The organism is Chitinophagaceae bacterium C216 (assembly GCA_028485475.2).
In the GTDB taxonomy this organism is placed as follows: Bacteria; Bacteroidota; Bacteroidia; order Chitinophagales; family Chitinophagaceae; genus Niabella; species Niabella composti.
The window spans coordinates 62,035-75,134 of the sequence record CP144143.1; the positions used below are offsets into that span (position 1 = coordinate 62,035).

Sequence of the window (13,100 nt, forward strand, 5' to 3'; positions counted from 1 at the left end):
ATAGTAGTTATCTGCCGCTATTCAGTACATACCCTCTCAACTCTTCATTAAACGCCTTTTCCTTCAAGAGTTGTTCCAGCGTGATATGCATACGATAACGCCAGTAATGATGTGGATTGGCAGGCACATTGATGCGTTCTTCCTCAGGATTTTCCCTACGTAGTGATGCACTCATGCCCAATAAATCCTGCAACTGAAAAATACTCCACATAGCTGGAGCATGTAGGTGTTGCAATACGATAGCTTTATTAATCCATGGCTCACAGAAGTATGGCGCCTCTCCTTTCTGCTCAAGCTCCGTATTATAAAACTGCTGCGTAATACTTCTGTTTTCTTGCCACCAGCCTCGAATAGTGCTCATATCATGCGTAGAAGGCGTAACAACGGATAAATAAGGTGCTGTGGCCGGGTTGAAAAAACTCACACCCCACTGCTTAGGCATGCGCTGAATCTCTAGACTTAGTATCCCCAACTGTTGCATCACACCGGGCACACTATCGGGCACCATTCCTAGGTCCTCACCGCATATTAGCATATTTGTTGCCGCTTTAAGCTGGGGTAATTTTTTCAATGCTTCTTTTCGCCATAAATCATTTTGGCGACGATAGAAATAATCGATATACAAATCCCACAGTTGCTCTCTAATATGAGGCTGCAGATGTCGGAATGACGTTGTTTTATCCAGCGCAATACGGAAATGAAATTCTTTTTTATCCGAATTTTCCTGCTCGAATAAAAGTACGTTACTTACCAGATAGTATAAACCCTCCCGCATTGAATGCGCAGCTTCTCCATCCTTATCGGAGAACCATGCTTCTATTTTTCTTTGGGTATCAAACTCCGGCAGAAGCTGATACTCCCGCGGACCATGTTTCTTCAGAAAATTCTGTTTGACTTCTTCTGCTCGTTCACCGAAAATTTCCTGCAACACCTCGTCAGTAATATAAGGCTTACAAAATCTTTCATAATCGAACCATATACCTCGCTCGGCAAACTCATCTACATGCACCGGAATACAAGGGTCAAAGTGGCCCATGATCCCCTGCACAGCATCGATAGGAATACTCCATATCCTGAAAAAACCCAGAATATGATCAATGCGAAAAGCATCGAAATACAAGCTCATTTGCCTAAAACGCTTCCTCCACCATGCAAAATCATCCTGCTGCATACGGGGCCAGTTATAAGTAGGGAACCCCCAGTTCTGGCCTGTGGTGGCAAAATCGTCAGGTGGTGCCCCAGCCTGTAGCTGCATGTTATATAATTCTGGCTCTACCCAAGCATCGCAGCCGTAACGATAAATACCAATAGGAATATCACCTTTAATAATTACACCTTTTTGATGCGCGTACTGTACAGCATCTAACAGTTGTAGGTGCAGCTGATACTGAATATAACAATGCAGCAACACTTCTTTATATCCTTCGTGTTCAGGCTTAAAGAACAAGGCAATCTCTTCCGGTCTATACACGTTATGTGTGCTCCAGGTAGCAGGATCCGGAGACTGATATTTATCTCTCAAATAACAATAAGCAGCATAGGGCATCAACCAATACTGATGCTGCTGGAAGAAAGATTGATACTCCTGTGATTGCAGGCATGCATCACCTTCTGTTTTAAAAAGCGCTTTGAGTATGTCGAGTTTAAACTGTAATACCGCTTCATAATCTACTGCATCCAGCTTGTTTAAGGCCTCTCTTTGAGCTTTAATTTTAGACAAAAGCTCCTCCTTATGCTGTTTGCCGAGGAGGGCATCCAGATGGATATAAATCGGGTGCAAAGCAAATGCAGATATTGCCGCATATGGATAAGAATCTTTCCAAGTATGGGTAGCGGTAGTATCGTTTATGGGTAAGATTTGTATCAGACGCAATCCGGTAGTAACCGCCCAGTCGGTAAGTAGTTTCAAATCGCTGAACTCACCAATACCTAATCCCTTTTTACTTCTGAGACTAAATACCGGAATGGCTACTCCTGCACCCTTCCAAGTATTATGCGGAAGATTGATAAATCCATCCTGCACAAGAATTTGCTCTCCTAAAGCAGCATGCTCAAAGCACCGACGGTTTTCACCGTCCTCATAACGCAACCATCGTTTTGTTTTTTTATTGTATACACCATATTTGTATGATACGGGGAAAGCTGCTCTACTCAAGTCTACTCCCCTCACCCAGGAGGAACCATCAAATTGCAACAATAAAGGGTGCTCCTCATCCCATTGGTGTAATACTTCGTTATCGCCTAATAGCCCTACTACCTCATCCTTACCTAATAAGGGAGCCTTAACCTTGAAAATATGGGTGATGTTTTTTTTAAACTCAATCTTACTTGCTTTTCGTGAGGGCAATAATATTTTCTGAAAAGGATCGGTGTAAAATACATTTGGGTAAGCACCGGAATAATTCCACATATCGAAAATCTTCAACGTGGAAACGTTGTGTTGCTTCAGATAGATCGTCCTATTACGGAATTCGTGCACCAGTTCTCCGTCTGTACCCTTAAATACATATTTATACTCTAGAGGTTTCTCATCAAGGGTAGTTACATCGATATCCAGCTCTATACGCCAGAAGTCTTGATTAAAATAATGCATCTCTATCAAATCCCTACCACCGCCCAACTCAGCAGCATTTCCTGTAATAAAAAGGCTTTCTCCAAAATGTGTGTGATACCTGATGTAGAAAAAAAGTTTCATCAATAACAAGCATTAGAATATTGTGTATATAGTACACAAAAGACGAAAATAGGTCTTCCGACCCTATTTTTAAAATAAAATTTCAATCGCCTAGTGTGCAAATATATTGGCAGTATGTATTACATTTGCAGGCAAAAAGATAAGCTATGTCAACCGGTACAAAAAATAAAGGGTTAATGTGGATTTTATTCCTGGTTTCTACTGCAGCATTTCTGTTCGCATGTTTTGCGCATTGGCCCTGGCTTACGCTGATATTGCCGTTCGTAACAACTTTTTTTGTAAAGGCAATGGATATCATCTAATCAGTAACAATCGATTAAAGTAATTTTCTATATCTGCCCCGCTTTTCAAGCGGGGCTTTTTATGTTAGGACTTCATCCAACTTTATTGCTCTTAGGATAACAAAAAACCGAAAGCGGCATGCTTTCGGCTGAGAGAGTTATGATAAAGATTTTACTTTTTCTTGGATTTGGGAGCAATCATGGCTAGCATGCGTTTCCCTTCCAGTTTAGGCATGCTTTCTAAGGTTCCAAACTCCGCCAATCTTTCGGCAAACTTTAAAAGCAGTAACTGGCCTCTATCCTGAAACTGGATTGCGCGTCCTTTAAACTGCACGTAGGCCTTTACTTTGTTACCGTCTTTCAAGAAACCTTCTGCGTGTTTTGCTTTAAAGTCGAAGTCATGATCGTCCGTATTGGGCGTAAAGCGTATTTCCTTTACCTCGGTGACCTTACTTTTGGCCTTAATTTCCTTTTCTTTCTTCTTCTTATCGTAAAGGAACTTATTGTAATCTATTACTTTACATACAGGAGGATCTGCAGTGGGAGAAATTTCCACCAGATCTAACTCCTGCTGTTGTGCAATTTTTAACGCTTCTTGAATAGGATAAATCCCTACCTCCACATTATCGCCCACCAGGCGCACTTGTGGAGCCTTGATGTTGTGATTAATTCGATGTAATGTTTCCTTCTGAGGTAAACGATTCCTAAAGTTCACTTTGTTCTGTTTATTTCCACCAAACTGTCCCCCTCCGAAAGAAGGACGATTAAAATTTGGATTTTGTGGTACAGCCATTTAATCTTTTAATTCAAGCAACTTCTTCCCATACAGAAGTTGGAAATATTGTTTATTTTATTGCCTTATGGGATTAGGCAAGTTAAAATATTTTTTGCAAAGATTGTGAATAAAACTCACTCATGCAATTTTTTATTTCACATAATTATAAGAAATAATAAGTGCGCTTATTTTTATATGTGATGATAATAAAAAGCTCAAAATCGTAGAATGATTTCGAGCTTTTTATCAACCTTAAGCCTCTACATTACTCTTCTGGCTCATGAGCCTTTATCACTTTTTTACCGTAACTAATCTTCGTAATCAGCACATACAGCACCGGCACTACAAATATGGCTAGTGAGGTGGCGGCCATCATACCACCAAATACCGTCCAGCCAATAGTACGACGACTGACAGACGCGGCCCCGCTAGCCATCATCAATGGCACTACCCCTAAGATAAATGCCAGAGATGTCATGATAATAGGACGCAACCTTAATCTTACCGCCTGTAAAGTAGCCTGCACCACATCGAGTCCCTTATCCACCCGTTCTTTGGCAAACTCTACAATCAAAATGGCATTTTTCGCAGCCAAACCTATCAAAGTAATCAATCCGATCTGGGCATACACATTATTAGTAAGCTTGGGCAAGAAAGTAAGCGCCAAGATAGATCCGAAGGCACCAATAGGTACTGCTAACAATACGGCAAAAGGAACGGACCAGCTTTCGTATAAGGCCGCTAGGAAAAGAAATACGAATATGATCGAGATAGCAAATATCATGGTTTGCTGATCTCCAGCAGCAATTTCTTCACGGCTCATACCTGAAAACTCATATCCATATCCTGCAGGTAGCGTTTTAGCGACTTCGCGCAAAGCCTCGATCGCCTGACCACTACTATAACCTTCCTGAGGAGTTCCGTTAATTTCAATTGAACGATAAATATTAAAGTGAGATATTACTGCCGGCGCTTCAATCAGTTTAGTGGTAACCAGTAGATCCAACGGCACCATACTGCCTTGATTATTACGTACGTAATAGTCCTTCAGGTTATCTAAAGAACCGCGGTAAACATAATCCGCTTGTGTGACTACTCGGAAGTTGCGACCGTAAATATTAAAGTCGTTTACATAACTACTTCCAAGGAAATTAGCCAGTGTGGTATATGCCTCTGCTACACTTACACCCATTTTTTTCGCCATCTCTCTATTCACACTTACCTGATAACTGGGGGTGCGAGCATTAAAGAAGGTGTAAGCCCTTCCAATAGCAGGATGCGCATTAAGCTGTTGCAAGAACTTATTTGCAACTGCTTCAAACTGCTTTACATCGTCTGTAGTACCTACTTGCTGTAGCTGGAATGTGAAACCTGCAGTTTGTCCTAGTCCAGGTATCGCCGGAGGCGCAATAGGCATCACTCTGGCTTCTTTAATATCCCGTGTAGCTGCCGTGATTTTTGCAATCACCGCATTTACATCCTGATTGGGACCTTTGCGCTGTTCCCATGATTTCAGCTTAACGAACATGGTACCCACGTTAGATTTATTACTAAAGCTGATAATATTGAGACCAGCCAAACCTCCTACCACATCTACTTCAGGGATCTCCTCGATGCGGGTCATAATGTCTTTAATCATTGCAATACTGCGCGTGGTACTGGTTCCCTCAGGCATCTCGTAAGTCACAAACAAACGACCTTCGTCTTCAGTAGGAATAAATCCTGTAGGTTTTATTTTAAACAGGAAGAACATGGTAACCACTACCAGTATTAACAATGTAATTACATAAGGCGTCTTCCTAATCCAGCGTCCCACACTTTTCGTATAGCCACGCGTTACTTTAGCAAACCAGTCATTGAACTTATCGAAAAAGCGGTCCAGAAAGTTTTTCTTCTCCTTTAAAGTTGCAGTGGGCTTCAACATCAGCATACTTAATGCCGGAGTAAGCGACAATGCCACAAAAGCCGACAATAACACCGATACCGCAATGGTGATCGCAAACTGCTGATACAATCTACCCACAATACCCGGAATAAAGCCAACAGGAATGAATACAGCTGCCAATATTAGCGCAATAGCTATTACAGGAGCAGAAATTTCTTTCATGGCCGTGATGGTTGCATCCTTTGGCGACATACCCCGACTGTCGATATTATGCTGAATGGCTTCCACTACCACAATAGCGTCGTCCACCACAATACCAATAGCTAGAACGAATGCAAATAACGTAAGCGTGTTGATCGTAAAGCCAAGCAGATGGAAGAATATAAACGTCCCAATCAATGACACCGGAATAGCCAGTACAGGAATAAGCGTTGCTCTCCAGCTTTGCAAGAATAAGAATACCACCAATACCACGAGCACCAAGGCTTCCATAAACGTGTGCAATACCTCGTTTATGGATATCTGTACCACTGTTGCAGTTTCGAGAGGAATTTTAAAATCGATATCCTTAGGAAAACTAGGCCTTAGTCTATCCAAAGCCTCCATAATGCCTTTGTAAGTATCCAGCGCATTGGCACCCGGAGCCTGATAAATTAGCAAGAAGGCTGCAGGCTTACCACTTACAAATGCATTAGCATTATAATCGAACTTACCTAGTTCTATTTTAGCAACATCTTTTAGATATACGATGCTTCCATCGGATGGGCGTGTACGAACAATAATGTTTTCAAATTGCTCGGGAGTATTGATACGGCTGTTTGTCAGCAGACTGTATTCAAATATCTGCTCGCCACTTTGTGGATTACCGCCGATCGTACCAGCAGCTGTTTGAAGGTTTTGCTCCTGTAATGCCGCATTTACCTCGGCAGGTGTAATACCCAATGCCGCCATTTTGGTAGGATCGAGCCATACGCGCATACTAAAGTCATCCGCCCGCGAGAAAATATCTCCTACACCTTTCACACGTAGCAGCGCATCTTTAACGTACAGGTTTACGTAGTTTCCGATAAAAGTGGCATCATGCGTACCATTAGGTGAGTAAAACGCAAGAGCCATCATAATACTAGGGTTACGCTTACGTACTGTTATACCCAATCGTTTTACCGCATCAGGCAAAGTAGGTTCCGCAACACTAGCACGGTTTTGCACGTCGAGCGTTGCAATATTGATATCTGTACCTACCTGAAAATTTACCGTAATGCTACTTTGTCCACTACTGGTACTGTTACTGGTCATGTAAGTCATACCGGGAGTACCATTCACTTGGGTTTCAATAGCAGTGGTGGTGGTCTGCTCCACCGTTTCTGCATCGGCACCGATAAAGTTACTAGAGATCTGTACTGTAGGCGGTGTAATATCAGGATACTGTGCCACAGGCAGGGTCAATATAGAAATTATCCCCACTAGCACAATAACAATCGATATGACGATAGCGGTTACCGGTCTTTTTATAAATACATCAGCTATCATGAAAACGCTAATAGTTTAAGTTTAATGACTTTGTTGATTCCATGCTCCTCTAAAAAAACACTAAAGCATAGGAGGGCTTTTCTGCGCTTAAGACAACCCGATAGGTTCTACTACCCGGTTATCAGTGATTTTTTATTATTTCTTTGCAGGAGTAGCACCGGGGCTGCTCCCGGTAGTATCAGTAGTAATCAGCGAACCTTCTCTCAAGTTCTGCACACCTTCTACCACGATACTTTCCCCTGCCTGTAATCCATCCTTAATTAGAATATTGGTACCAAGCTGTTTACCCAATGTAACTTTCCGTTGTGTTACTTTATTACCATCCTCTACAACATACACAAAGAAGCTACCTAATTGTTCGGTTACTGCTTTATAAGGTATAAGTATGGATCTGGAGTTCGCCATATTCAGTACTCTTACAGTGCAACTCATACCTGCCTTTAGTAGCTGCTGGTTATTAGGAAATACAAGTCTAACTTTAATAGTACCGGTTTGCGGATCTACAGCACGATCCATGGTATACACCTTTCCATAATGCGGATATATATCATTACCAAAAGCTAGAGAAAAGGTAGAATCGATAATATCCTTTGAATTTTGCAGTTTGGCAAACCGCATAATTTCTTTCTGATCTACTGCAAAATCTACCGCCATAGGATTATCGGTAGAAATAGTATTCAGCACGGTTTGTCCTGCCACCACCGATGTTCCTACACGCACTTTAGAAATACCTATAGTACCGGTAAAAGGTGCATAGATGGTCGAGTAACTAACGTTGGCCTTAAGCGCATTTGCCTGCGCCTTTGCAGCGGCCAATTGTTTCTCGGCAGCTGCCAGTGCTGCATCAGCATAATCTACCTGCTGTTTTGCAATTGCGTCCTGCTTGTCTAAAGCATGATAACGCTCGGCGTCTTTTTTTGCCTTCAGGAGATTGGTTTCCTGAAGCGCAATATTAGCCAGTGCAGCCTGATAATTAGCATCGTAAGTTTGCTGATCAATGCTATAAAGCTTTTGTCCTTTTACAACCTTATCTCCATCTTTGAAAAAAATACCCGTAATATAACCAGTGACCTGAGGCCTAATTTCAGATTCGTTCAGAGGGACAAGTATACCGGGATACTCATCATAATAAGCTGCAATACCACTCTCGGTAACCTGCATTACCGTAACAGGAACAGGTGCATTCTGTGGAGCTCCCTGCTGTTGTTGTTTACTTTTACAGGCTATCAGAGACAATAATAGAAACGCGTATATCGAAACTCTTTTCATCAGTTTATTTTTTAGTTTAGTTCTATTTAACATTAATAGCACCCTGAGCTTTTAGGACATCAATTTTACTGCTAAGCAGACTGTAAACAGCATTGTAATAGTTAATCTGGGCAGCTCTTAAATCGGTTTGCGCAGTAATCAGTTCCAGATAGGTTTTTATTCCTTCTCTGTACTGCAGTTCAATAATACGGTGTACTTCAGCGGCCAGCTCCATATTTTCCTTTAAAGCCAGATAGTTGGCCATACTCGCCTTGTACTGAGCTAAGGCGGATTGATACTCACTATTTACCTGATTGGTAAAGTTTTCTATATCCAAACGTGTTTGCTCAACTTGTTTTTGTGCTATCGAAATATTATTCTTCCTTTTTCCACCTTGAAATATGGGGAAGCCCAAAGTAAGTGCAGCATAAGAATTAGGGAATCCTTGACTGTAAAGCTTGCTTAGGGCATTGTTCTGAAAGTTGCGAATATATGCACCATTGGCAGATACTGAAGGAATATAGCTCCATTTGTTATACTTAACATTCGCTTCCTGTAATCTTAGCTGTGCCTGCAGTTGTTGATACTCTACGCGCTGGGTGTAAACTGCCGTAGATAAGGTATCCAAATAGATTTCATTTTCCAGTGTAGCACTATCGTATTGCAGGGTTAACTCTCTGTCTTCCGGATAATTGATTAGATACTTCAGATTAGCCAACTTAGCTCGTAATGCTTCTTCAATGGCGCGTTTCGAAGCTTGTGCATTGTTTAAAGCAATAGTGGCTCTTTGGTAATCGGTTTTATCTGCTACTCCTGCATCATAACGCGCACGCGCATCTTTTAAGCTCCGCGCCAGCATTGCAATATTTTCTTCCGTAATTCTTAATTGTTGCTGTGTTGCTAGCAGATCATAAAAACTACGAGAAACATTTGCTACAAGATTGATCTTAGCATTTTCCACCTGCTTTTCTGCAATAAAGCGCACATCATCCTTAGTGCGACTAGCCAAAAGCACATCACGATTGAAGATGTTTTGTGTAGCAGTGAATTGCAAAGCTGATGAATTATCAACTCCAAAACGTATAGAATTACCATCCACAATATTTACCGGCAACTGAAAATTGCGCTGATAATTGTAGTTGAAGTTGACTTGAGGATACCAGTCGGCCAATTTGTTCTTTACCTGCAGATCGGTGATTTCTTGATCAATGGTAGCCTTTTTAACTGCAGGCTGATGCTCCAATGCGTAATCAATTAGTGCCGAAAGCGTGGCATCATTTAATGGAGGTTCTTCGCTGTTTTGTGCATGTATTTTCGTACTTATTATCGAAAGTACAAAGAGCAAAAGCAGCAGTGTTTTTCTTCTCATCATGAGTCGCTTCTCTAAACAATAAAACATAAAAAACATAATTTACCTGTCTCATTTTGCTGCCAACACGTCTAGCACGGCAAAACAAACATTAACAGCAAAACATGAGTTTTGTTTAACTCCCTAACAATTAACCAAGTACTTTTTCAGAAGGCAAGAAAACGCTGGTGGTGGAGATAATAGGCTTAGACGCCCTTTTGGCTCCGATATTGCGCCCTGCAAAATATTTTCTCTACGACCTGCAAAGAGGGCTAATGATGATCATTACATCCTTTGCACCTACACCGGGGCGAATATTTAACACAGTTTTCGTTAAATTGTTCAAAATAATAGCCCGGTATTAAATACCGGGCTATATGCATTAGTTGTTGCGCTTTTCTTTTATTTCAATGAGAATTTCGTTCATGAATGCTTCTACACTTTTTGCTCCCGCATCTCCTTTACCTTGTCTACGTACAGATACTTTATTCTCACTCATTTCTTTTTCACCTACAATGAGCATGTAAGGCACTTTGTACAATTCGGTATCACGAATCTTTTTACCAATCTTTTCATTGCGGTCGTCTACTTCGGCCCGTACGCCAGCAGCCCTTAATTTGCCTTGTACCTCCTGTGCATAGGGAAGGAATTTGTCACTAATGGGTAACACTTTTACTTGCACGGGGGCCAGCCACACCGGAAACTTTCCTGCATAATGCTCCAGCAGGAAGCCAATGAAACGTTCGTGAGTACCCAGCGGTGCACGATGTATAATCAACGGCACTTCCGGTTCGTTATTCTGATTGGTAAATGTAAGATTGAATCTGCGTCCTTGCGCGAAGTCTACCTGATTGGTAGCTAAGGTAAACTCCCGTCCGATGGCACTCCAAATCTGTACATCAATTTTAGGACCATAGAAAGCACCCTCACCTTTCACTTCAACATAAGGAATATTGCTTTCTATAAGCACGTTACGAACAAGCTCTTCTGTTTCCTTCCAGAGTTCAGGCTCGTTGATGTACTTCTGTCCAAGCTTTTCAGGATCGTGAAGGCTCAGTCGCATCACATACTTTTCAATACCGAATATCTTAAAATACTTCAGATACATATCGTTTACCGCACGAAACTCATCAGCAAACTGTTCTTTGGTACAATAGATATGTGCATCGTTCATGTGCAGACAACGCACGCGCATCAGTCCGAATAATTCTCCGCTTTGCTCATAGCGATAGCAGGTACCATACTCTGCAATACGATACGGTAAATCACGATAGCTTTTAGGCTCCGAAGCAAAAATGCGGTGGTGATGCGGACAGTTCATGGCTTTTAGATAGTATCGCTCCCCATCTAGTTCCATGGGTGGATACATACTATCGGCATAATAAGGCAGGTGACCACTAGTCAAGTACATGCTTTCCTTAGCGATATGAGGGGTCACTACTCTTTTATAGCCGGCTGCTTCTTCAGTTTCTTTAGCCAGCTTTTCGAGCTCCTCAATAATTATGGTTCCATTTGGTAACCATAAGGGTAATCCTTGTCCCACCATTTCATCCATGGTGAAGATGCCCAGCTCTTTTCCTAGCTTGCGGTGGTCGCGCTTTTTAGCTTCTTCCAGCATGGCTAGGTATTCATCCAATTCTTTCTGATTGGGGAATGTAATACCATATACACGAGTAAGCATCTTATTCTTCTCATCCCCCTTCCAGTATGCACCGGAAACATTGGTAAGCTTAATGGCTTTAATAAAGCCTGTATGCGGTATATGCGGTCCTCTACACAAATCGGTAAAATTACCTTGTGTATAGAAGGTGATTTCGCCATCGTTCAGATTGCCAATCAGATCTAGCTTATATTCATCACCTTTTTCGGTAAAATATTTTAAAGCATCTGCTTTAGGGACTTCCTTACGCACATAAGGACTGTTGGTTTTGGCCAATTCATTCATTTTCTTTTCCAGTGCAGCCAAATCCTCTTCTGACAGTTTTCTGTCGCCCAAATCCATATCGTAATAGAACCCTCCTGAATCCAAGGCGGGTCCCACCCAAAACTTCACTCCAGGGAACATAGCTTCCACGGCTTCTGCCATAAGGTGTGCCGAAGAGTGCCAGAAAGTTTTTTTACCATCCGTATCGTCCCACGTCAGTAACAGCAACTCCGCATCATTATTAATTGGGCGTGTTGCATCCCATACTTCACCATTAACTTTAGCTGCAAGCACCTTGCGTGCCAATCCTTCTGATATAGATTTAGCTATATCCAGCGCGGTTATTCCCGCCTCAAATTCTTTCTTGGCACCATCCGGAAAAGTGATTGTAATCATAACCTGCGATATCAGTTTTTAAAAAAGTTTGCTAAAATACTAAAACTATTTGGCAAGCGGCTGGATTTTTAGAGATTTGAAGATATCCCCTTTTTCTGGAGAACATTTTATGAGAAGTAAATTAAAAAAATACCATAGTCTTCAGCTATTTCTTTTCGCTTGAAGGCAAATCTGGCATGATTTTGTCAATACAAAAAAGAACGACTCAATTAAACATCATGAAAAAACTCCTCTACCCCGCAATGCTATTATTATGCTTGCCCATTGCGGTCATAGCACAACAACGTGGATTTGCCATCAGCGATAAAGTGATGATTGGCCATAGCTGGACGGTGGGTAATCGTAGTGATGCTTTTAAGCGAGCTTTTCATCCCACTGTACAGGTGGGACGTTCGGCACTGTTCAATGTAAGCGACAATGTAGGAATAGGAATAGGTAGCTTTTTTAGTACAGAAGGTTTTACATTTAAATCAGACAATAATACAGAAGGGGGCAAAGCCGTACAGCGTATGAATTATATACGCCTTCCGCTGAATGCCATTTTTACTTTCGGGGATCAGGCAAATAGGGTCAGACCTCGAATAGGTATTGGTGGCTCAGTAGGATTTCTGGTGGGTGGTAAAAGCTACTTGCTGGACGAAGATGAAGAAGCCTTTGTCGGATTCAAAACCACAAAAATTATGAGCACAAAAGTAGATGCTGGAGCTAGTGGTTTGTTAGGGGTTACTATTAGAATCACCAACGGGCTATACGTCAATCATGATATCAGCTACTATCACGGGTTAGTAGAAAACAAATATGAAGACGATGCCGCCTCTTCTTTCACTCATCGCAATATTGGTGTGAGTATGGGCTTTACTATCACTCCTGAGGCTATCAAGAGCTGGAAAAGTAAAATGAAACATCATTAACTAAAACTTCTTACCATATACTTACTTATCCATGAAAATTCAAAAAGCCGCCATATGATAATAGGCGGCTTTATTCTTTTAATCTATAGCTAGACAAACAAAAAACA

Annotated in this window: 8 protein-coding genes; 2 read left to right on the top strand and 6 right to left on the bottom strand. The window is 41.6% G+C overall.

Features of this window, described 5'->3' with window-relative positions; all coding sequences use genetic code 11:
* Positions 1-7 precede the first annotated feature (7 nt).
* Positions 8-2,695: a 4-alpha-glucanotransferase gene (locus tag PIECOFPK_RS00275; RefSeq protein WP_330974956.1), complete on the bottom strand. Its 2,688-nt coding sequence runs from the start codon at positions 2,693-2,695 to the stop codon at positions 8-10.
* A 146-nt stretch (positions 2,696-2,841) separates the two neighbouring features.
* Between PIECOFPK_RS00275 and PIECOFPK_RS00280 the strand changes: the two genes are divergently transcribed.
* Complete coding sequence (locus PIECOFPK_RS00280; protein WP_409966233.1) at positions 2,842-2,997, top strand: hypothetical protein; 156 nt, start codon at positions 2,842-2,844, stop codon at positions 2,995-2,997.
* A 151-nt stretch (positions 2,998-3,148) separates the two neighbouring features.
* Here PIECOFPK_RS00280 and infC read toward each other — a convergent pair whose 3' ends face one another.
* The 5 genes from infC to thrS form a co-directional block, all read right to left on the bottom strand.
* Positions 3,149-3,769: a translation initiation factor IF-3 gene (gene infC / locus PIECOFPK_RS00285; protein ID WP_330974957.1), complete on the bottom strand. Its 621-nt coding sequence runs from the start codon at positions 3,767-3,769 to the stop codon at positions 3,149-3,151.
* Positions 3,770-4,016: 247 nt separating this feature from the next.
* Positions 4,017-7,166, bottom strand: coding sequence for an efflux RND transporter permease subunit (locus PIECOFPK_RS00290; RefSeq protein WP_409966234.1), 3,150 nt, complete (start codon positions 7,164-7,166; stop codon positions 4,017-4,019).
* Between the two features lie 135 nt (positions 7,167-7,301).
* The gene (locus PIECOFPK_RS00295; RefSeq protein WP_330974959.1) at positions 7,302-8,435 is read right to left on the bottom strand and encodes an efflux RND transporter periplasmic adaptor subunit; all 1,134 of its coding nucleotides are present in this window, start codon (positions 8,433-8,435) and stop codon (positions 7,302-7,304) included.
* A gap of 22 nt (positions 8,436-8,457) precedes the next feature.
* On the bottom strand, positions 8,458-9,786 hold the full coding sequence (locus PIECOFPK_RS00300; protein WP_330974960.1) for a TolC family protein: 1,329 nt from the start codon (positions 9,784-9,786) through the stop codon (positions 8,458-8,460).
* A 358-nt stretch (positions 9,787-10,144) separates the two neighbouring features.
* Positions 10,145-12,082, bottom strand: a complete 1,938-nt coding sequence (thrS, locus tag PIECOFPK_RS00305) for a threonine--tRNA ligase (RefSeq protein WP_330974961.1) — start codon at positions 12,080-12,082, stop codon at positions 10,145-10,147.
* A gap of 218 nt (positions 12,083-12,300) precedes the next feature.
* Between thrS and PIECOFPK_RS00310 the strand changes: the two genes are divergently transcribed.
* Positions 12,301-12,993 carry an outer membrane beta-barrel protein gene (locus PIECOFPK_RS00310; RefSeq protein WP_409966235.1) on the top strand — a complete coding sequence of 231 codons (693 nt, stop codon included), beginning with the start codon at positions 12,301-12,303 and terminating at the stop codon, positions 12,991-12,993.
* The last annotated feature ends 107 nt before the right edge of the window (positions 12,994-13,100 follow it).